Genomic DNA, 19,263 nt, shown 5'->3' on the forward strand with positions numbered 1-19,263 from the left:
TGAAAATTAGGCAAATTATTAGTGTGAACTTTAAGGGCACACGTAATGGAAAACATAGAACAGTACGCTCACGGAGCTGAGCATGAAGTCCACGTACACTGCAAACGATCATTAAGCACTTTAATACTGAGCTTGTTTGTATTAATTGCAACTGGTCGATAAAGAAAAAGCACCCACGGGTGCTTTTTCTGTATGACTTGACTATGGGTGGATTAAATTAAGAACCTGTAAAGCCGCGGCGCTTTTTGTAGGCTTTACGATCATAAGAGGGAATATTGGACTTTTGAAGATCAATAGCCAATTGTTTTCTGCGTTGAAATTGCACTTCATTTAAAAGTGCATCATAGATTTTAGGTCGGTCAGTTTTAAACTTTTCTACATCCAGTGGAATCTTACTTTCCTCTTTAACAATATACAAAACAGAACCATTGGCATTGGTTTCATATACTGTCCAACCAACCCGTACTGTATAGAGGCCGGTTTTCTGATCCTTTCCTAAATAAGATTTAAAACCATCGGGATGAGGGCGTACATAAGCATTCATCATGCATCCTCCATCAACTATTTAATTCGATGAAAGCGGCGATCAATGAATTGATGGGAACGATACATCTATTCAGTAAAATCACGATTTTCATGTGTATATATATTGATCAATTTGGTAATTTCAAGCTCTGTAATTTTTCTTTTTTGTGGGATGAAAAACGTGAGAATTCGTCTAAAAAAGATACAAAAATAACCACTTCATTTTTATAGATAAATTAAGTCTATTTTTAACTTAAATTTGGTTTTTTTAAATTTATGTGACGTATTTTGCAAATTTAAAATTAAACAATTTATTGTGAAGCTTGAGTTCATTTTCTATTAATGATTTGATTTTAAAAAATTAAAAATATTTGTAATATTTCTTGTTACAACGATTTTGTCGACAATACAGGAGTGTTTTTGACATATTTCGCCTAGCGTAATCAATAGAGTTTTTTGCCTATGGTGTCATTTTTATTTATTGGACTTGTAGTCACTATTTTGTTGACTCCAGGACCAACAAATACATTATTAGCCTCGGCTGGCATACAAGCAGGGGTAAAGCATTCTCTTAAGTTGATTCCGGCAGAGGTAATAGGTTACCTGATCGCAATTACCTCATGGGGTGTTTTACTTGAATCGGTGTCTCATTTCATTCCATGGCTTCCAGCCATATTAAAGCTGATAAGTGCGGGCTTTATACTCTATCTTGCTTTTAAACTCTGGATGACATCGTCTGAAGATATTAAGTTAGACCGACCGCTTATTACGCCAAAAGCTTTGTTTCTTGCGACACTTTTAAATCCGAAAGCTTTACTTTTTGCTTCAGCAATTTTTCCACATGCAGCGTGGGAAATTCCTCATTTATATTTTATTCACATTGTTGTCTTTTTATCTTTAATTACCCCAATTGCTTTTTTATGGATTATGTTTGGAACAGTATTAATCTCAAATAAAGTCACTTGGTTAAATCAACGTAATTTACAACGTATTGCTGCATTTATTTTAACTTTTTTCGCCATGCCAATCGGCTATTCAGCGATTAGCTCATTTTAGACCTAACAAATTAATTTATATTAAAAAATTTAATATACAGGAGTTTTTTCATGAAGAGATTAAAAGTCGTTATTAAAGATCAGTTTGACCAAGAAAGTATTGCTTTAGCAAAGGTTAGGCCTGCGAACGATCAGAAATTAGAGCTGTATAAAAGTGTAGAGCATATCGAAATTGATGACGATATTATTCTACCGAATATGGATTTACTCTATGAAAACCCAAAAGATGGAAAAATTTATAAATTAGTTGGCCCGTTTAATGAAGATGAATTATAGAGGGGCGAAGAAAAGTTGATTTTTTCATCTGTTTTAGTGTTGCTTAAAATAAAAGCAAACTAACGTATAGACACAATTAAAATCTTGAACACCAAGGGGTCCTTATGGGACTATGTTTTTGCAAAAATGTGACCTAATCCACATTTTTGTATTTCAGGACTAAGTGGTGTTCACTAAGCCCATTTCTTCAATGAGAAGTAGAAATGGGCTTTTTTTATGGAAATTTATTCTTTAAAAGTTTCATCTAAAGCTTGCTGGACTGCTTCAATGCGAGATTTGCAAGCTTTATAAGCACCAATAGATTCTTCAACAATCTTCATCAAATTATCAATATCCGGGCTTTCCTGAGATTCAAGTAATTCGGCATTTCGCTTTAAAATGTCATGACCTTCTTTAAAAGTCAGTTCTTTATCATTCATTTGGAATTACCTCGGTAATATTAGCGTTAATTGCTCCATCTTGCATATCAACAGTAATGGTAGAGCTAGTGATTTGGTGAATAGAACGAATTGCTTTGCCTTCTGATCTTACAATTGCATAACCTTTTGCTTGAATTTGCTTGGGGTTTTGCAAAAGAATTTCTCGCATAAGGGATTCAGTTTGCGACAAAGAAAATTTAACTTGTTGCTGTGAAACAAATTGAATGCGTTCCTTCATCTGCTCAAGGAACTGGTGAGCTGAATTAAGCTGAGCTTGGGCAGAGGATTTAATATGTTGTAGATATTGATCACTCTTACTTTGATAGGTCGTAATTTGATGTTGAGACAAGAGTTTGATTGTTTGCAGGCTGTCCACAGCTTCTTGTACACGTTCAACAATATGGTTGCGAATACCCGCAATCACTTTACTTGGAGTGTCAAACGAACGATGTGCAATCTCGTCAAGGATAGTACGATCTTTTTCATGTCCAATACCGACCCAAATCGGCACGCTGCGTTTACAGAGGAGAGCGGCAAGCTCATAATCATTTAAATAAGCTAAATCATTTACAGCGCCACCCCCGCGAATAATTACAATCAGGTCGGGTGGAAAGTTAAAATTATTTGCCCATTGTTTTAAACCTGTTGCCAACGACTCCATAAGACTGACGGCAGCCGTATTTCCCTGAAAGGTCGCACTTTGATAAACAAAATGACAAACCCTATTTCGCTCAAGAGCATCCGCATCCTTTTTAAAGTCACCTAAACCCGCAGCATTTTGAGGAGCAATAACTAATACATTTTGTATATCAAAAGGAGTAGGGAGAAGTTTGTTCTTATGTATTAACCCTTCTTGAGTTAAACGTTCTACAATTTGTTGATAACGTTTTGCAATTTCTCCAAGTGTAAAACTTGAGTCTATTTCTTCAATATTGACTGAAAATCCATATTGCGGATCGAAACGCGCTCTAATTTTGATTAAAACGTTTAAATCACTAGCTAACTCAATACCTGTTTCACGTTCAAACTTGAGAACAATTTTACTTGCTGAAAACTTCCAGATAGTCGCTTTACAGCTTGCAATGACCTTGTCGGTGTCAGCATCTTTTTCTGCAAGCTCTAAATAATAATGTCCACCTTTAACATTTAAATTCCGAATTTCCGCTCTCACCCATACAGGCTCGTCAAAAGTCAGGCGTATGACTTCCTGCACTGTACCGAGATATTCACTAAGAGAGAGCTGAGGATCAGACATATAAACTATAAATGATGGGTTGAAACTAGATAGTATAAAAGCTACCCAAGCATGGCAATTGTTGTCTATGAATAACGGGTTCTGTTTAAAATAAATACAACAATTTAGAGCATTAAAATTGAAATTGAGGGGGCTTATTTAATTTGAGCGGATAAAAAGAAAAATTAATAAAAAGATAATTCTTAATAATTACAACCGATTAAAAAATAAAGTTTGCTTTATAAAATATATAAGCGTATAAAGCTTACTTCCAATTGCGGGGTGGAGCAGTCTGGTAGCTCGTCGGGCTCATAACCCGAAGGTCGTTGGTTCAAATCCGACCCCCGCATCCAAAATATTATGCTCTGTGATGTACTACTTTTCATGATACGAAATCATGGAAAGCAATTAGCTTATAAATAACCCTATATAAAGCTAAATATTAAATTCTAGACGAATTGTCCATACCTTAAATCTAGCGTTCTAATTAAATACCGTTAAATCACATGAGCTCAGTGATGAGTGAATGATTGTGAATATAGTAAATGAGTGGCAAATCGCCACAGCCGTAAATGGCAATGAAATTAATGTGAGGATTGTTCCTCACGTCCGTAAGCAAAACTCGCTTGATGGTTATCGTTGGGTTGAGGTTGGAAAGAAAATTCAGCTTCAAACTGGTGAAGAAATTGAGTTAAACCAAGACGGAAAAAGCTTTTATGCTGGGTTTAATCAACTTTATCGTTTAAATACATATTGTTGATAAAATCATGGTAATAAAGCAAAAAAACCTATCTCTTTTAAAGGAGATAGGTTTTTTTATATCGAGAAGAAAGCTAAATAATTAAAGTTATAAAAAGACGAAAGTGATTAAAAAGCTCTTATTATTATTTTAGTTATATTTAATAACTAAATTAGCCTGCTCTCCAGAACTGACGCCCCATGACCTTAAAGTTTTTACCGTTCTCTTCGGTGACACGTCGGTCCCTAAATTTTTCATTTAAACTATGCAAAATTAAAGAACCATCTGCCTCTTTAAAAATTTGTTTAATCATGCCTTCACCAGCAAAATAAACGGCATAGATTTCACCATCAATTACTTCTGTTTGAGAAATATCAATACCGACCAGATCACCATCTTTGATGTAATCGGTCATACTATCGCCCTTAGCTTTGATAATACGCATGCATTCCTGAGCAACACGTTTTTCTTTAAAGAATGAAGCGGGGAAAGGAATTTTTCCGTTAATTGCATCAAAATGAAATTCAATTGATTCGCCTGTACCGCAAGAAAAACTCGCTTCCACTACTTCGATCCAGACATATTGGTCTGCTGCATCGTTACTCACAACAGTAGGACTAAATACATCACTTTCTCTAAAAGAGTCTTCTGAGTTTCCTGTAGTAAGCCAATAAGCATCTACACCTAAAAACTGTGCAATGAGTGGAAGAAAAGCAGATTTTAAATTCTTCCCCGATTCTAAAGCTTGATAAGCAGGCTGAGACATCTTTACTGCTTCAGCAACCTCTGCCTGTGTTTTTTTAGCTTTAATCCTTGAATCTTTTAAACGGTCTTTAAGAGCCATAATGATCGCACCAGCTAACTTATAACAAATATATAACTTAAGTTATATTTAGTAAAACAACTATAGTTATTGACTAATAATAACTATAGTTATAATATCAGTTATGAGGACATATTGATAGAACGAAAATAATATTTTATTTGAAATTGATTTCTTAATTTTATCAATACCTTATTAAGAAAGTAACGATTATTCTGCCTCACTGGACGACAGAATATAAAAATGGCGATAGTCGATGAGTGGTTTGTACCGACTATTAAAAACAAGAAATGGAATAAAAAAAGCCCGATTCCGTGGATCAGGCTTAATGTTCGTCGATAAAGGGTATCAAGAACATGAAGAATCTAACAAAGAATTTAATGCGTCACAAAAGTTTCCGATATACGGCAACCTGTTATCTCAACTTTTTGGTCAAAAAAGAGAGGTTATCTAGCGGTGTAGTTTTACTGAGGCTTATGTCATTCATAGCGGTTTAAAAAGAACAAGATCGACTAGATTAAATCTGTGTACATAGCAGAGTTAGATATAAAAATATGAAAAATAACAAAGCAGTAGCCATGATTATTTTTCAAAAAATTACGCTTTAGGCAGGATTAAATTATGGAAAATTTTTTAACTTCAAATGGGCTAGCTGCCGCTTTTAATCTCTATGGCACTGTCATGATGGTGGTTTTAGCAGTGAGCTTAGTTGTTGCAGTAGTTTTAATTATGCGCTTTCCACGTTCACCTCAAGAATGGATCGTTGGTTTGATTTGTACGGTTGTTTCAAGCTTGACTGGTGGCTCATTCATTATCATGAAATGGAATTTACATGAGTGGGTGACAGATATATGGGGAATGATCACTTTAGGTGGATTCTTCTTTATTTGTGGCTTACCTGGTTGGGCAATTGTGAGGTGGATATTTAATTTCATTAATAAACAAGAAGGAAAAACCATTGTTGAAGTCATGAAAGATCTAAAAAAAGCGAAAGATGATATCCAAAGCTAATAGCTGTTTGGCCCTAATAAAGATGAGGACAACTCTTATGAATATTGAGCAATATTTAGATGCACTAATAAAACGCGAAGGTGGCTATGTAAATGATCCACTTGATCATGGGCATGCGACTAAATTTGGAATTACACAAGCCGTTGCTCGTAGTTATGGTTATCAAGGTACAATGGAGAATTTAACCTTAGAGACAGCCAGAGAAATTTATAGGAATCAATATTGGCTTGAGCCGCGATTTGATCAAGTTAATTTGATCAGCGTACTTGTTGCTGAAGAGTTATTCGACACGGGTGTGAATTGTGGTATTAGTTTCACAAAACCACTTTTACAACGTGCATTAAATTTATTGAATAGGCAGGGCAAAGAAGGCTGGGTAGACCTTAAGGTAGATGGTGAATATGGGCCAGCCACTTTGCAGGCTTTAATAAAATATATTAAAAACCGTGGTAAGGAAGGTGAAAAAGTGCTGGTACGGCTTCTTAATATTATGCAAGGCCAGCGCTATATTGAAATTACGGAAACAAATCCGAAGCATGAGCAATTCTTTTATGGATGGCTTGCTAATCGTATCAGCTTATAAAAAAGCCAACTTGCTAAAGCTATTGAGTTATAGCCTTACAAGTTGGCTCACTTTCATAAAATAGTTTTATTGAGTAATAAGTAAAATTGCTAAAAGAAAAAATATACAACCACTGACTTTATTGAGCTTAGAAAAATTATTTCCGGCAAGCATCTTCTCTTTGAATATTGAGGAAAAGTTGGCATAAACTAAATGAATTAAAAATCCGATCAAGCAGAATGTTAAAGATAAAACCAAAAACTGATTTAATATTTCTTTTTTAATATCAATAAACTGTGGGAAAAGGGCAATAAAAAAGACAATTGTTTTGGGATTAAGTAGTGAGGCAAACAACCCTTGATAGAAAAGCTTTGATTTTTTTATCCCTTTTTCATTATGTTCAGTTTCTAATAAGTCTTGAGTTGGGGATTTTTTAATAAAATTTTTATAACCTAAGTACATTAAGTAAAAGGCCCCAATAAATTTTAAAGCAGTGAAGATAGTAGGGTTGCTAGTAATAATAAGTCCGACACCGCTTGCAGAAATCACGGCGATAATAAACATACCAATAATTAAACCACTAATACCAAATAAAGCTGTCCTCACACCATAATTTATTGAATTTGTTACTGTAAATAAAACGCCTGGGCCTGGGCTTGATAAAGTAAGAAAAGCAATGGTTATAAAAACTAAAAGACCGCTCACGTTGATACTTCCTGTTTATCATCAATATGTTAATTGCATGTCTACTTTAAAGCAGAATAGGAATTATGTATACAGACAAGTATGTATAATTTATAAAAAAGTAAATTAATAGGATAATATTTGAAAGTTCCTACACAATCTTATTTTTAAATTATTTGAAAATTAAAAATCCAATGCTTTAAAAAGCATTAAATATGTTTAATTAATATATAGATACAGTGTTAGAAAACTATATTTAAATATCATTGAAAATCAGTTAGAAAGTTAAAATTTGATACCTTCGTATTCAATAAGAAATGAATTAATCAAGATATCGATTGCAATTCGTTAAGAAGCGTGTATAGTCGACACTAACTACAAAAATATTCATGTTACCCAAAGTCTCTCTTTTCGCAGTTTTATTTATAATCCTCCGTATATTTTTAGATATTTAAGTAGAATGTGTATTTTTTAGTTCTATTGGTTTGCCCAATAATAAATGATAATGTTTTTAAAAGTTAGGATTAATTTATGTCTAATACTACTGGTACAGTAAAATGGTTTAATGAAACTAAAGGTTTCGGTTTTATTCAAACTGATGAAGGTAAAGATGTTTTTGCACATTTTTCTGAGATTCAAACACAAGGCTTTAAAGTTCTTTTAGAAGGTCAGCGTGTTCAGTTTACTGTAACACAGGGTAAAAAAGGCCCACAAGCTTCGAATATCACAATTGTGACGAATGCTTAAACTAAAGTAATTTGATGATTTTAGACGATTTGATCTGTAGTGATTTGCTCAATTAAACGGCTCTAATCATCAATATAGTTAAAAAACCCACTTCTTCCTTTGTGGGTTTTTTATATGGATAATTAAATAAGTTGATTATTTGTTTTATATAATATAGAAATTAGAATTGTGTTGTATAAGTTGACTTTATAACTGGTATAAAAATGGATATTTGTATTGGCGGTATTTTAAACGGTAAAGTAAGAAAGAATAATGAAAATTATTTCTCTATAGGAAATCCTCATTCAGATGATGTAACGGAGTATCACAAGCAATATTTCCATTTGGATGGAAAGCTTTTATCATTTTGGGTGTGTAATGAAATCAATTTTCAAGAAGCCTCCAGAATAGCTGAAAGTTTCTTTAAAAAAGAGCAAAGTTGTTATTAAGTAAATTTTAATTAAATACTTTAAGTCTGGTAAGTCTATTTCTTTAATGAGATAAGCTAAAAATTATTTTTAATTACATATTTTTAACAATTTAGATTAATTTGTTATTCATAAAGTCATAAGTAAAGAGTAATCTTAGCTCAGAATTTAAAATCGTTGTAAAATTAAACTTAACATTCATGAAAATTTATTAAATTTTTCTTGTCTTAACGGTGCATGACTTACGTCATAAATAATATTTCTTTTTGTAGTATATCTAAAGGAAGGAAATAATTCTAAATGTTGAATATAGTACAGCCTAATATTTGCTTCATTGGTAGCAGTAATTTGTCTTTAGCTTTAATTGGAGGTTTAGTTTTAAAAGGCTTTCAAAGAGAAAAAATTAATCTAATAGAGGAAGTCAAATTTGAGAATCAAATCATTCTAAAGCAAAAGCAACATGAGGTGAAAAAGGCAGATATAGTTGTTCTATTACTAGACCCAAAAGACTTAAAGGCTATACTGGCGCCCTTAAAAAAATGGTTAGCTGATAAAACCATTGTGTCGATGATGGCCGGAGTTAATATTCAACAATTAATGAGTATTACGGGTTCAAAAAAAATTATCAGAGTCATTTCTAATCCCCCTGTATTAACCTATACAGGTACTCATGTGTTAATTGGTTCAGACTATTTAGAGCCTTTAGATAAAGAAGTGATAGAAACAATTTACTCAGCAACAGGGCGAACCTATTGGGCAAATTCAGAATCCCAAAGTGATGCGATTATTGCTTTATCGGGTTCAGGACCAGCTTACTTCTTCTATATTCTCGACAGTATGGTGAAAACAGGGGTGTCTATGGGGCTAGATAAGCAATTTGCTTTAGATCTAATACTTCAAGCTGCATCAGGCGCTGTAGAAATGGTTCGTAAAAGTAATGTTCAGCCTAGTGAGTTATGTGGCAAGGTCACATTAGCGAATGGTATTACAGAGTCTGCATTACGAATGTTTGAATTAGGCAACCTCTCTGATGATATTCGGCTGGCTTTAAAAGCAGCTTACCATCGTAGTAAAGAAATAAGCTTAGAAATTAATGCAGAAATTACGAGACACTAGCTTTAGCTGATTACAAAGTGCCTTCCAAATATTAACACCTTATATTTGGAAGGTATTTTTTTAACCACCATGGTTTAGCCGTATAAAGGTAAAGCAAACATTATCTTTCAAAGAACCATCAAAACGGCTACTTTAAAAATCAATTATTAGCTCAAGTTATGGAATTTGTAGGAGATACTCCCAAATAATAAAACCTAAGCCGAACCCTAGCATTGAATAGAGGGTAATAATAAATAGTACAAAACTAGCTTTATTTTTCTTTCTTAAAAAACTCATGTTAGCTACCTCGTGTCTAGATAGTTACTATCATGAAGAAAGGCAAGGTGTAATCATAGATACAGAATTTTTTCAAAAAAATATAACAGATGGGTAGGTGTTATAACCTCATCTTTAATTAAGTTTTTCTTCAAATTTATGACTGAAAAAAGACTAAAGTATGGTGAATCTAGAAGCATGAAAGGTACTTATAAAAATTATTTCTACATTGTTTTTTAATGATAATTTATTACTCATGTTGTGTGAAAAATAATCATTTACAATTGAAAGAAAACATTTCTAATTAGTTAAAATTATTAAATAAAAATGCGGATCAGTTAACACAATCTTAATTTTTTTGGGGTCCGTTATGGTGCGATTTTACATAATATCGGTAATCTTTACATTGAAATCTAATTTGTTTTCACTCAATTACAATTAATTCATCATAATCAGAAGATGAATTTTTTTTATTTTCAATTGTTTATAAGAATATTGAGGAGGAAGAAATGCCAAAGTATTTAGCTATAGCAGATAAAGTATATAAGGAAATTAAAAAAGATAATTTATTTACTGAAGATACGATTCAAAATTTAAACTGTTTAATTAGCTTGATTCGCAAAGCAATTAAAGGTACTGAGTTCAAACTTAAGTACAATTTTATAAATTTTGAAGAATGCTTAAATCAATTTAATAAAGAAAAATCAGTACATATTGATTTAAGTCTTATGCCCAAGTTTAAAAATGAAGATGAATTCATTTTGTGGCTTGCAGGCTTTATTGAGCGAATGACAATTGGAGGGAAAGAGAAGCTTCCTCCAATTTCAAACTATATTCCAAAAGGCTTTAAAATTGATCAAGCCGAAATTCCTGTGGCTGCTGAACCAAGCAAAGAAGAAAATGCCGAGATGATTATTAACTACTTTAAATCTGAGGATTTCATTAAAAATAATAAAATATCCTCTTAAATATAGAAGTATTTGTCCACCTTACTTCTATATCTGGCTGATAATATTCAGCTACCGCCTTCTGGGGCGGTTTTTTATTTAACCAGTTTAAATGATCAGCATATAAAACTTATCAAAAATGTCAGTAAATATGGAAATGTTTTATAAAGAATTAATAATGATATAAAAAATAATAAGTTGGAGATTATATTGTTATTTTTATTAAAATATTTTTCACATAAAAATAATCTTAAATTACGTATAGAAACATTTACTGGTACATAATTTCCAAAAAAATAGGATGATGAAGAGATGAATGAGAATGCTGAACTCATTAAATATTTAGATATTGCCGAAAATGTATACGAAAATATGTATGAAAAGTACCAGATTACGGATAATCCTGTAACCAATCTCAATAGAGTGATGGCAGAAATTAGAAAAGAAGCCGAACAAAATGATTTACAGTTAAAATATACCAAAATTGATTTTGAAGAATGTTTAACTAAGCCTCTTTCTGAAAGAGAGATAAAAGTTGACTTAAGTCTACTTCCTCGTTTTGAGTATAGAGATGAGTTTATTTTGTGGCTCACTAATTTTATTAGAAATATTAGTGTGCAAAAAAAGTTCGTAAAACAAAAGTACTATTTTAATTAGCTTTATAAACTTTTTAACTACTCAAAACTATTAATAAATTTTATAGAACAGCGATATAAAAAGGAAAATAAAGTGCACCTTTGTAGAGGTAACTTACATGAAGAATATTACTGAAAAATCACTTTTTGATGTTTTTACCCAGCATCAAGCTTATCTCTACCGAGCATCATCGCGATCGGTAAATGAACTTTATAAGTTTTTTAATAGTGAAACGATGGATATGCTTGATCGGTTAGGCGATTTAATGAAAGAGCTGAATGAAACTGAGAGGTTTGCTCTTGCTGGTGGTGAGTATACAACTCAGCATCTAAAAAACATTCAACTTGTTATTTCGAACTGGTTTAATTCAATTAGCACAGTTTTACCGGAAATGTTTACTCATTCGGCAACTGCTTTGGCTATATATGAGTCAAACTATATGGCCAAAATATTTGGTAAGGTTATTAAAAATTTAGAGGGAGAGCAGCTTTATCAGTCAATAAAACGAGTGCCTTTGGCTGGCGGTGCCTTGGTTGATGAATCCTTAGCTCAAATTGGTGAAAATGCCCTTCAACGCATTGAATATGCTATTCGGGATGGTATGAATACCGGGATGACGCCTCAGCAAATCATCAAACGTATTACGGGTACAAAACGCCTTAAGTACGAAGATGGATTGCTCAACAGTACCAAAATCGATATTGAAAGAATTATTAGAACGCTACGTAGCCATATATCAAATCAGATCTATTTATATAACTTCAAAAATTTTAATTTTGAATATGTAAGGTTCGTGAGTGTTTTAGATGGCAGGACTTCTAAAATCTGTGCAGCCGTTGATGGTTCTATTTGGAAACTGAATGACCCGGCGAAAAGAGTGCCACCTTTGCATCCGAATTGCCGAAGTATTCTGGTCCCCGTAAGTAAGGATGGAAGGCTTATTGGAAACCGATCTTTCGTTATGGATGAGAGGAAAGTACGAGATATTCCTAAAGATGAGCGGACTCAGTTAATGGGTCAAATAGATGCAAATATTTCCTTCAAAGAATTTTTTAACCTGACCGATAATTTTTTCCAAAAAGAATGGTTAGGCCCTAAACGTTATAAGTTATATAAAGAAGGGCAATTTGATTTTGATAAATTTTTTGATCCAAAGGGGCGGCTCTATACTTTGGATGAATTGAGAGAATTAGATGAGCGAACTTTTAAAATACTTGGGTTATAGCTTCATCGTTCTCCACCAAAATAATAATGCCAATAAACTCACACATGCGCCTAGACTACATACACCGAGCCATCCTGCATAAGCATAAGTCGCTGTTGTGCTGATTGCACCCAGTCCACTACCTATTGCATAAAAGAGCATGTATAGACCCACAAGCCGACTATGCGCTTCTGGGCGAGTACGAAAAATCATACTCTGGTTGGTCACATGCAGGGCTTGTCCACCTAAGTCGAGCAATACTATGCCAATCACCAGCGCCCAAAGTGAGTAGGCCATGAGTGAAAGCGGCCACCATGCGAGCAGCAATATTAACAGTGCTGCCAAGCTTGTGCGCTGAGCATATCCGCGGTCGGCCCATTGGCCAGCACGAGTGGCGGCTAGAGCACCGATTACACCGAACAGTCCAAAAGACCCAATTACAGTATGTGAAAAGTTATAGGGTGGTGCACTTAACGGTAGTACCAATGCGCTCCAGAAAATATTAAATGCCGCGAACATGAGTAAAGCTAATACGCCGCGTACCTGTAGGACTTTTTCTTGGCGCAGTAGCTTTAACATAGAAGCTAGAAGTTGCGGGTAGCGCATGGTAACAGGCTGAACATTTAAATGAGGGAGTCGCCTCCAAAGCGTCAATGCAATCATGAGCATGATGATGGCTGCGCAAAAGTACACGCCGCGCCAACCCGCTATATCACTTATTCCTCCTGAAAATACACGGGCAAGCAGTAACCCAATGAATACACCACTCTGTGCAGTACCAACCACATGCCCTTGCTCATATGGGGCCGCAGCACTTGCAGCATAGGCAATAAGTCCTTGTGTCATGGCTGTGCCGAGTAGACCTACCGCAAGCATTCCTGTCAAAAGAACAATTGTAGAGTGGGCAAAGGCAACCATTAGCAATGCAGATATTAAAGCCAGTAGTTGCAGTGTCATTAACCGACGCCGATTTATAAGATCACCTAACGGCACTAAAAACACGAGGGCAAGTGCACAACCTATTTGAGTGGCTGTAACCACACCACCAATGGCGGCATGGCTAACATTAAAGTCACTCGCCAAGATGTCGAGCAAAGGCTGTGCATAATAGACATTTGCTACGCTTGCACCACTTGCTATAGCAAATAGTAAAACTATGCTACGAGGTAGGTTCGAATGCGTTTTATTGTTATCTACTGGAGACGTTGAAGATACAAGAGAAGCTTTCATTATCCTAAATCCATTCAATCTAGTTTTAAAATGCAACTGGTTGAATATTAGATTGACTGGTTTTAAAATGCAACTAGATATCTTGTTACTGATTATTGGTAAGGAAACTCAATGGCTAACTCTACATTATTAAAAGATGAGCCTTGTCCTGTTGCACGCTGTGTCAATCTCATAGGAGATCGCTGGTCACTGCTTATTGTGCGTGATGCTTTTGATGGAATGCGCCGTTTTGGAGATTTCCAGCGGAGCTTAGGCGTTGCACGAAATATTCTTTCTGACCGGCTGAAAAAGTTGGTGGATGTTGGTGTTTTTGAAATGCAAGATGCCTCAGATGGTACGGCTTATCAGGAATATGTGCTAACCCCTAAAGGGGAGAGTTTATTTCCTGTGATTGTTGCTCTACGTCAATGGGGAGAACACAACTTATTCGAAAGTGGTGAGCGCCATTCTCTGTTAATTGATAAAAATACAGGTCAGCAAATTCCATTTATGGCACCAGTCACAGCAGATGGAAAAGTGCTAAAAGCCTCTGATACTCAAGTGCAAAAGGTGAAATAAAATAAGAGAATAGAAAAATTAACCTTTTTTAACTTAAATTTTGGGAGATTAATTGCTAACCTTGCGCGTCAAATTAAGGTGAGATTATGAGATTTATATTCCTCTTTATAAGCGCAATTTCAATTCAATGTTATGCAGCATCTGAAGCGATGGAGCTTCATTACTGTGAAACTGTGAAAAAAGCAGCGAGTGGCGTGATGGATGCTAGACAACATGAAGTGCCAGCTAAAGAGTTACATGACATCGCCAATCATCTTGAAGAGCAACAAGCTAAACAACTTTATCAAGAACTTATCAAATCTGCATATTCTTCAAAGCTATTTGAAGACCCTCTTATCAAATCAAAAGCTGTTGAAAATTTTCAAACCACTTGGCATGAACAATGTTTGGCAAAAGAATTAGCTAAAAATATGTGAGTGTTAGGGGGAAATGGCTAGCTTAGGTTGGAAGATAGAACTTTATTTCTTACTTACCTCTTCACTAACACTGGCTAAGTGCGGTAAAGAAGGAGGGAAGGTATTAGTTCGAGTTCTTAATATCATGCAAGGCCAACGTTACATTGAAATCTGTGAACGAAATCCTACCCAAGAGCAATTCTTTTATGGTTGGATCGCTAACCGCGTTTCACTATGAAGGTTCTGATTTCGCTGTGTATTCTACTTTCAGGTTGCACAGCTCATACGATATCTACAAAAGTGCATGTCACTGTTTGTGTGCAGTGTGTGAATTAAAGTCTTCAGGAGAACGCTTTTTTATAGATGGGTGAATAAGTTAAATTGGTTTAAATTTTCTTTAAATATATTTAATTTTAGCTTTAGTATCTATAAGTTAATATAACGAGCTTTATTGTTATTTTCGTAAAAATAAAAAATAAAAATTTTTTTAAGTTAATGTTTTTTAAAATTATATATATTTTATATTTACATTAATAAGATTGGATACAGAGGCATGATTCATTATTAAATTTATATCATCTACTTTAAATAAGCTATTTACCCTTTGCGAAGAATATTCAACGAGCGGTATAAATATGGTTGATTGAAATAATGAATAAATAATCCCAACCTTGAATTTACAAGTAGGGATATAGGTTGGAAATGTGAAAAAGCTACCCATAGGTAGAAATACTCATGAATTAAGTTAAAGGATATTGGTATGAAAGCTATTTTAACGAAGAAAATTATTAGCTGTATCGCAATTAGTGGTGTTTTAAGCTTCAGTGCATTTGAGATTATGGCAGCAAATCAACAAACTATAAATGATGGGAAGAATCACTCTAAAATATTAAATGAAAACCATGAAAATTTGACTGATAGTCAAATTTTCAAGATATTAAGTACAGCTAATAATGGTGAAATTAAGCAGGCAAAAACTGCATTACCAAAATTAAAAATGGATGAAGCTAAGAAATATGCTGAAATGATGATTAAAGAACATTCAGCCAATGAAAAAAATGCACAAGCATTGGCAAGTCGGTTACAGTTGATTTCACAAACCAGTAATCTTAGTAAATCATTGCAAAATGATAGTGATAAAATTGTTAGTAAGCTTAATCAAATAACATCAGATACTGATAAAAATTATATGATGAGTCAAGTTAAAGTTCACCGTAAAGTTTTAACGATAATTGATAAGCAGTTAATACCAAACACGAAAAGTTCTGAATTAAAAAATATGCTCGTACAAACACGTGATGCTGTTGCGAAACACCTAAAAGCAGCTGAAGATATATTTAAAAATATGAAATAATATATAATTATTATCTTTTAAAAAATACATTTAAAAAGCCTAGCATTAATTAACTAGGCTTTTTAAATTGCATATACATAAAATCATAATTTCCTGCAGGGTAGTGTAAAACTAGAATGTTGTAGGTAATGTTTAATCTAGCGAAATATAATGATTATTGGATAAAGGATGATATAATTGTGAAGATTATTTGAATAAGAATTTTTATTGATGAGAAATAATTTCTTTAATGAATAACATCTCCTTACTTAATAGGGGTATTTATGAAACATAACTAACCTAAAGGTGAATTATAATAATAATTGTCAAGCATACTTCAAAAGTTCTTTTAATATTCTAGCTCTTTTGAAAGACACTAGATTTTAAAATATAGGGAGTAAGAAAATGGTAAATACAAAACAATCAAATTCAGTTGGTAATCATACGACTCAAAAAGAGCCACCTTCTAATGGTAATGTATCAAATAGCAAGCCATTACAAGACATTTCATCCCCAATTGATAATGCTCGTCCAGATTTAAACTCTCCACCGACTAATAACAATCATGTACCCAATATGAATGAAGGGGGAGAGAATTTGGTTGCTACAGGTGCAGGAACCTTGGGAGGAGCGGCGGTAGGTGCTGCATTTGGTGTTGTTGGTGGCCCTCCAGGTGCTGTTGTTGGGGGGATTATTGGTGGTGTGGTAGGGGCAATAGCAGGTAATGATATAGCTCAAACAAATAATCAAAAAGATGATAGTAATGACTGGCAAGAAGAAGATAATTATTGGCGAGAAAACTATAAAAAAATGCCATATTATACTGAAAACAAGAATCTAGAATATGATCGTGATTATCGGGCGGCTTATCGTTTAGGTTATGAAAATCGTGTAGATAATAATGCAGAAATTAATTTTTCCGAGGTTGAATCTAAATTGAAAACTAAATGGGAACAAGTTAAAGGCAGTTCACGCTTACAGTGGGAGGACGCTAAATTTGCTGTAGAAGATGGATTGAAAAAAATTCATCCTTAAGTCATTTAATACTTAGAAAGTCTCCTCAATGGGGGAGACTTTGCGATAATATACTTTTAACCTAATTTTTAATTTTAAGCCATTTTTAATTTCAATATCAATAAAAACTTAATGATGGGTTTAATCATAAAATATTAATTATATTTTCATTATTCTTTTTTCTTTAGGCATTTAAGTATTTGAACAATTAAGCGGGCACTATTCATTTTTCTGCCTTCTTCTTGATAGTACTGTTCAAAAGGGGCACGGAAATATAAAGCATTTTTTAATGCGAATTTTGACTATTTTGAGTAGTCAAAGCTAATCAACAGCCAATAAAAAAACCACCTAATTCTTTCGAATTAAGTGGTTTTTGAATTTTGGAGCGGGAAACGAGACTCGAACTCGCGACCCCAACCTTGGCAAGGTTATGCTCTACCAACTGAGCTATTCCCGCAATGTGAGCACATTATAGAGTGTTTCATTAAAGTGTCAACACTCTTGTGATCTAATTGAACGTTTAATCAGCACGACGCCAAACTGTACCTTGACGTGTATCTTCAAGAACTACGCCTTGTTCAAGTAAAGACTGACGAATACTATCTGCTTTAGCAAAGTCTTTTGCTTTTTTCGCATCAACACGTTGTTGAATGAAATCTTCAATTTCAGCATCAGACAAAGCAAGTGCATCTTGTCCAATATCTGATTTTAAGAAATCGTCTACATTGTGTTGTACCAAACCTAAAATGTTGGTGAGGTGACGTAATGTCGAATAAAGCACAGTCGCTTGGTCAGCTTGCTCTTCTTTTACAGCACGGTTTAACTCTTTGTTCAGTTCAAACAATACAGCCATTGCTTCGGCAGTATTGAAATCGTCACACATTGCATTGTTAAAGCGTTCAATAAAGCTTTGATCAAGCGTTTCAGTTGTCGTTTGACCGTACACTTGTTGATAAGCTTTAAATGAATGATAGAAACGAGTTAAAGAAGTTTTTGCCTCTTTAAGTGCTACATCAGAGAAGTTCACAGGGCTACGATAGTGTGAAGACACAATAAAGTAGCGGATCACTTCAGGGTGGAATTTCTCCATTACGTCACGAATCGTAAAGAAGTTGCCTAAAGACTTAGACATTTTTTCACCATCAACGTTAATAAAACCAACATGCATCCAGTAGTTTACATATTTCTCACCAGTCGAAGCTTCACTTTGCGCAATTTCATTTTCATGGTGCGGGAACATTAAATCTGAACCGCCACCATGAATGTCAAAGTGATTGCCTAGGCAGCAAGTCGACATTGCAGAACATTCAATGTGCCAACCCGGACGGCCATTACCCCAAGGGGACGCCCAAGATGGTTCATTTTCTTTTGCATGTTTCCAAAGCACAAAGTCAAAAGGATGTTTCTTTTCAACTTCTACATCAACACGCTCACTTGCACCAGCTTGCATGTCATCAAGCTTACGGCCAGAGAGACGACCATATTTTTCAAATTTGGTGACTTCAAAATAAACATCACCGTTTGAAGCAGGGTAAGCAGCGCCTTTATTCACCAGATTGCCAATCATATTTTGCATCTGGTCGATATATTCAGTCGCTTTAGGTGCTTCATCTGGTGCTAAACAGCCTAAGTTCGCTGCATCTTCATTCATGGCATCGATGAAACGCGTGGTGAGCTGTTGGATTGTTTCACCATTCTCATTCGCACGTTTGATGATTTTGTCATCAATATCGGTAATGTTGCGAATGTAGCGGACTTTCCAGCCTTGACTACGCAAAAAACGGATAATGTAGTCAAATGCAACCATAACTCGAGCATGCCCGATATGACAGTAGTCGTAAACGGTCATACCGCAGACGTACATATCGATGTGACCTTCTTTGCGAGGTACAAATTCAACTTTTTTTCGTTGCTCAGAGTTATATAAAACAAACGGTTGCATAAGGGTTTTCAAACACTCAACAAAAATAGTGTTACATCATAACTGATGCATCATTTTTAACAAAGTTTTATGCATGAATTTTATAAGCTTGTGAAATCTTATACATTTAAAAACGTGTAACTGATTGAGTTATGCTAGAATGCCCCCAAAT

At 34.3% G+C, this 19,263-nt stretch carries 23 protein-coding genes, 2 tRNA genes and 1 pseudogene; 17 read left to right on the forward strand and 9 right to left on the reverse strand.

Translation table 11 applies throughout. The features are described from left to right. Positions 1-217 precede the first annotated feature (217 nt). A complete protein-coding gene (locus EGT34_RS18020; RefSeq protein ID WP_000980495.1) occupies positions 218-547 on the reverse strand; it encodes a hypothetical protein in 330 nt (109 codons plus the stop codon). A 440-nt stretch (positions 548-987) separates the two neighbouring features. Here EGT34_RS18020 and EGT34_RS18030 point away from each other — a divergent pair, with 440 nt between their 5' ends. Together EGT34_RS18030 and EGT34_RS18035 are read left to right on the forward strand one after the other, a co-directional pair. Next, positions 988-1,581, forward strand: coding sequence for a LysE family translocator (locus EGT34_RS18030; protein ID WP_000253364.1), 594 nt, complete (start codon positions 988-990; stop codon positions 1,579-1,581). A gap of 50 nt (positions 1,582-1,631) precedes the next feature. Further along, entirely contained in the window at positions 1,632-1,856 is a 225-nt protein-coding gene (locus EGT34_RS18035; protein ID WP_000825869.1) for a hypothetical protein, read from the forward strand. Between the two features lie 224 nt (positions 1,857-2,080). Here EGT34_RS18035 and xseB read toward each other — a convergent pair whose 3' ends face one another. Together xseB and xseA are read right to left on the reverse strand one after the other, a co-directional pair. Next, a complete protein-coding gene (gene xseB, locus EGT34_RS18040) occupies positions 2,081-2,275 on the reverse strand; it encodes an exodeoxyribonuclease VII small subunit (RefSeq protein WP_000998196.1) in 195 nt (64 codons plus the stop codon). Continuing rightward, on the reverse strand, positions 2,268-3,530 hold the full coding sequence (gene xseA, locus EGT34_RS18045) for an exodeoxyribonuclease VII large subunit (protein ID WP_001283240.1): 1,263 nt from the start codon (positions 3,528-3,530) through the stop codon (positions 2,268-2,270). The genes xseB and xseA overlap by 8 nt, the downstream gene beginning before the upstream one ends. 255 nt (positions 3,531-3,785) lie before the next feature. Here xseA and EGT34_RS18050 point away from each other — a divergent pair. Together EGT34_RS18050 and EGT34_RS18055 are read left to right on the forward strand one after the other, a co-directional pair. Further along, positions 3,786-3,862: transfer RNA gene (locus tag EGT34_RS18050), tRNA-Met, on the forward strand. A 173-nt stretch (positions 3,863-4,035) separates the two neighbouring features. Beyond that, positions 4,036-4,269: a transposase gene (locus tag EGT34_RS18055; protein ID WP_000636785.1), complete on the forward strand. Its 234-nt coding sequence runs from the start codon at positions 4,036-4,038 to the stop codon at positions 4,267-4,269. A 151-nt stretch (positions 4,270-4,420) separates the two neighbouring features. Here the strand turns inward: EGT34_RS18055 and EGT34_RS18060 are convergent, their stop codons facing one another. Further along, a complete protein-coding gene (locus EGT34_RS18060) occupies positions 4,421-5,092 on the reverse strand; it encodes an XRE family transcriptional regulator (protein ID WP_001185373.1) in 672 nt (223 codons plus the stop codon). A 600-nt stretch (positions 5,093-5,692) separates the two neighbouring features. On the opposite strand from EGT34_RS18060, the gene EGT34_RS18070 reads away from it, so the two are divergent. Both EGT34_RS18070 and EGT34_RS18075 read left to right on the forward strand, forming a co-directional pair. Beyond that, on the forward strand, positions 5,693-6,082 hold the full coding sequence (locus EGT34_RS18070) for a hypothetical protein (RefSeq protein ID WP_000427183.1): 390 nt from the start codon (positions 5,693-5,695) through the stop codon (positions 6,080-6,082). A 37-nt stretch (positions 6,083-6,119) separates the two neighbouring features. Next, a complete protein-coding gene (locus EGT34_RS18075) occupies positions 6,120-6,665 on the forward strand; it encodes a glycoside hydrolase family 108 protein (protein ID WP_001019695.1) in 546 nt (181 codons plus the stop codon). Positions 6,666-6,731: 66 nt separating this feature from the next. Here EGT34_RS18075 and EGT34_RS18080 read toward each other — a convergent pair whose 3' ends face one another. Beyond that, positions 6,732-7,349, reverse strand: coding sequence for a LysE family translocator (locus EGT34_RS18080; protein ID WP_000015970.1), 618 nt, complete (start codon positions 7,347-7,349; stop codon positions 6,732-6,734). 510 nt (positions 7,350-7,859) lie between these two features. On the opposite strand from EGT34_RS18080, the gene EGT34_RS18085 reads away from it, so the two are divergent. The 3 genes from EGT34_RS18085 to EGT34_RS18095 all read left to right on the forward strand — a co-directional run bounded on the left by EGT34_RS18085 (position 7,860) and on the right by EGT34_RS18095 (position 9,598). Further along, positions 7,860-8,075: a cold-shock protein gene (locus EGT34_RS18085; protein WP_000072673.1), complete on the forward strand. Its 216-nt coding sequence runs from the start codon at positions 7,860-7,862 to the stop codon at positions 8,073-8,075. A gap of 203 nt (positions 8,076-8,278) precedes the next feature. Next, positions 8,279-8,503: a hypothetical protein gene (locus EGT34_RS18090; protein ID WP_000350297.1), complete on the forward strand. Its 225-nt coding sequence runs from the start codon at positions 8,279-8,281 to the stop codon at positions 8,501-8,503. A 279-nt stretch (positions 8,504-8,782) separates the two neighbouring features. Next, a complete protein-coding gene (locus tag EGT34_RS18095; protein WP_000932373.1) occupies positions 8,783-9,598 on the forward strand; it encodes a pyrroline-5-carboxylate reductase family protein in 816 nt (271 codons plus the stop codon). A 156-nt stretch (positions 9,599-9,754) separates the two neighbouring features. On the opposite strand, the gene EGT34_RS21065 is transcribed toward EGT34_RS18095, so the two are convergent. Then, a complete protein-coding gene (locus tag EGT34_RS21065; protein ID WP_086241981.1) occupies positions 9,755-9,874 on the reverse strand; it encodes a hypothetical protein in 120 nt (39 codons plus the stop codon). A gap of 488 nt (positions 9,875-10,362) precedes the next feature. Between EGT34_RS21065 and EGT34_RS18105 the strand changes: the two genes are divergently transcribed. From EGT34_RS18105 to EGT34_RS18115, 3 genes are all read left to right on the forward strand, one after another. Further along, entirely contained in the window at positions 10,363-10,821 is a 459-nt protein-coding gene (locus tag EGT34_RS18105; protein WP_001127320.1) for a hypothetical protein, read from the forward strand. A 291-nt stretch (positions 10,822-11,112) separates the two neighbouring features. Then, positions 11,113-11,457 (forward strand): hypothetical protein, encoded by a 345-nt coding sequence (locus tag EGT34_RS18110; RefSeq protein WP_001004679.1) that lies wholly within the window; start codon positions 11,113-11,115, stop codon positions 11,455-11,457. A 97-nt stretch (positions 11,458-11,554) separates the two neighbouring features. Beyond that, a complete protein-coding gene (locus EGT34_RS18115) occupies positions 11,555-12,661 on the forward strand; it encodes a minor capsid protein (RefSeq protein WP_024437424.1) in 1,107 nt (368 codons plus the stop codon). On the opposite strand, the gene EGT34_RS18120 is transcribed toward EGT34_RS18115, so the two are convergent. Further along, a complete protein-coding gene (locus tag EGT34_RS18120) occupies positions 12,656-13,870 on the reverse strand; it encodes an MFS transporter (RefSeq protein WP_000648031.1) in 1,215 nt (404 codons plus the stop codon). The two genes, EGT34_RS18115 and EGT34_RS18120, sit on opposite strands and share 6 nt — an antisense overlap. A gap of 111 nt (positions 13,871-13,981) precedes the next feature. On the opposite strand from EGT34_RS18120, the gene EGT34_RS18125 reads away from it, so the two are divergent. From EGT34_RS18125 to EGT34_RS18145, 5 genes and pseudogenes are all read left to right on the forward strand, one after another. Continuing rightward, complete coding sequence (locus EGT34_RS18125) at positions 13,982-14,428, forward strand: winged helix-turn-helix transcriptional regulator (protein WP_000024017.1); 447 nt, start codon at positions 13,982-13,984, stop codon at positions 14,426-14,428. Positions 14,429-14,514: 86 nt separating this feature from the next. Then, positions 14,515-14,844, forward strand: coding sequence for a hypothetical protein (locus EGT34_RS18130; protein WP_001210983.1), 330 nt, complete (start codon positions 14,515-14,517; stop codon positions 14,842-14,844). Positions 14,845-14,914: 70 nt separating this feature from the next. Continuing rightward, positions 14,915-15,061, forward strand: a pseudogene (locus tag EGT34_RS18135) (putative peptidoglycan-binding domain-containing protein); the annotation flags it as partial. A 522-nt stretch (positions 15,062-15,583) separates the two neighbouring features. Then, positions 15,584-16,177 (forward strand): DUF4142 domain-containing protein, encoded by a 594-nt coding sequence (locus EGT34_RS18140; RefSeq protein ID WP_000644342.1) that lies wholly within the window; start codon positions 15,584-15,586, stop codon positions 16,175-16,177. A 384-nt stretch (positions 16,178-16,561) separates the two neighbouring features. Next, on the forward strand, positions 16,562-17,191 hold the full coding sequence (locus EGT34_RS18145) for a hypothetical protein (RefSeq protein ID WP_000248342.1): 630 nt from the start codon (positions 16,562-16,564) through the stop codon (positions 17,189-17,191). Positions 17,192-17,551: 360 nt separating this feature from the next. Here EGT34_RS18145 and EGT34_RS18150 read toward each other — a convergent pair. Then, positions 17,552-17,627, reverse strand: a tRNA-Gly gene (locus EGT34_RS18150). Between the two features lie 63 nt (positions 17,628-17,690). After that, positions 17,691-19,112, reverse strand: coding sequence for a cysteine--tRNA ligase (gene cysS, locus EGT34_RS18155; protein ID WP_001182274.1), 1,422 nt, complete (start codon positions 19,110-19,112; stop codon positions 17,691-17,693). Between the last annotated feature and the right edge of the window lie 151 nt (positions 19,113-19,263).

This window comes from Acinetobacter sp. FDAARGOS_558 (assembly GCF_003937785.1).
Lineage (GTDB): Bacteria > Pseudomonadota > Gammaproteobacteria > Pseudomonadales > Moraxellaceae > Acinetobacter > Acinetobacter baumannii.

Excerpts from the sequence above, each read along its gene's own strand:
- EGT34_RS18020 (WP_000980495.1), bottom strand. The coding sequence starts at position 547 with ATGATGAATGCTTATGTACGCCCTCATCCCGATGGTTTTAAATCTTAT.
- EGT34_RS18030 (WP_000253364.1), top strand. The coding sequence starts at position 988 with ATGGTGTCATTTTTATTTATTGGACTTGTAGTCACTATTTTGTTGACT.
- EGT34_RS18035 (WP_000825869.1), top strand. The coding sequence starts at position 1,632 with ATGAAGAGATTAAAAGTCGTTATTAAAGATCAGTTTGACCAAGAAAGT.
- xseB (WP_000998196.1), bottom strand. The coding sequence starts at position 2,275 with ATGAATGATAAAGAACTGACTTTTAAAGAAGGTCATGACATTTTAAAG.
- xseA (WP_001283240.1), bottom strand. The coding sequence starts at position 3,530 with ATGTCTGATCCTCAGCTCTCTCTTAGTGAATATCTCGGTACAGTGCAG.
- EGT34_RS18055 (WP_000636785.1), top strand. The coding sequence starts at position 4,036 with ATGATTGTGAATATAGTAAATGAGTGGCAAATCGCCACAGCCGTAAAT.
- EGT34_RS18060 (WP_001185373.1), bottom strand. The coding sequence starts at position 5,092 with ATGGCTCTTAAAGACCGTTTAAAAGATTCAAGGATTAAAGCTAAAAAA.
- EGT34_RS18070 (WP_000427183.1), top strand. The coding sequence starts at position 5,693 with ATGGAAAATTTTTTAACTTCAAATGGGCTAGCTGCCGCTTTTAATCTC.
- EGT34_RS18075 (WP_001019695.1), top strand. The coding sequence starts at position 6,120 with ATGAATATTGAGCAATATTTAGATGCACTAATAAAACGCGAAGGTGGC.
- EGT34_RS18085 (WP_000072673.1), top strand. The coding sequence starts at position 7,860 with ATGTCTAATACTACTGGTACAGTAAAATGGTTTAATGAAACTAAAGGT.
- EGT34_RS18090 (WP_000350297.1), top strand. The coding sequence starts at position 8,279 with ATGGATATTTGTATTGGCGGTATTTTAAACGGTAAAGTAAGAAAGAAT.
- EGT34_RS18095 (WP_000932373.1), top strand. The coding sequence starts at position 8,783 with ATGTTGAATATAGTACAGCCTAATATTTGCTTCATTGGTAGCAGTAAT.
- EGT34_RS21065 (WP_086241981.1), bottom strand. The coding sequence starts at position 9,874 with ATGAGTTTTTTAAGAAAGAAAAATAAAGCTAGTTTTGTACTATTTATT.
- EGT34_RS18105 (WP_001127320.1), top strand. The coding sequence starts at position 10,363 with ATGCCAAAGTATTTAGCTATAGCAGATAAAGTATATAAGGAAATTAAA.
- EGT34_RS18110 (WP_001004679.1), top strand. The coding sequence starts at position 11,113 with ATGAATGAGAATGCTGAACTCATTAAATATTTAGATATTGCCGAAAAT.
- EGT34_RS18115 (WP_024437424.1), top strand. The coding sequence starts at position 11,555 with ATGAAGAATATTACTGAAAAATCACTTTTTGATGTTTTTACCCAGCAT.
- EGT34_RS18120 (WP_000648031.1), bottom strand. The coding sequence starts at position 13,870 with ATGAAAGCTTCTCTTGTATCTTCAACGTCTCCAGTAGATAACAATAAA.
- EGT34_RS18125 (WP_000024017.1), top strand. The coding sequence starts at position 13,982 with ATGGCTAACTCTACATTATTAAAAGATGAGCCTTGTCCTGTTGCACGC.
- EGT34_RS18130 (WP_001210983.1), top strand. The coding sequence starts at position 14,515 with ATGAGATTTATATTCCTCTTTATAAGCGCAATTTCAATTCAATGTTAT.
- EGT34_RS18140 (WP_000644342.1), top strand. The coding sequence starts at position 15,584 with ATGAAAGCTATTTTAACGAAGAAAATTATTAGCTGTATCGCAATTAGT.
- EGT34_RS18145 (WP_000248342.1), top strand. The coding sequence starts at position 16,562 with ATGGTAAATACAAAACAATCAAATTCAGTTGGTAATCATACGACTCAA.
- cysS (WP_001182274.1), bottom strand. The coding sequence starts at position 19,112 with ATGCAACCGTTTGTTTTATATAACTCTGAGCAACGAAAAAAAGTTGAA.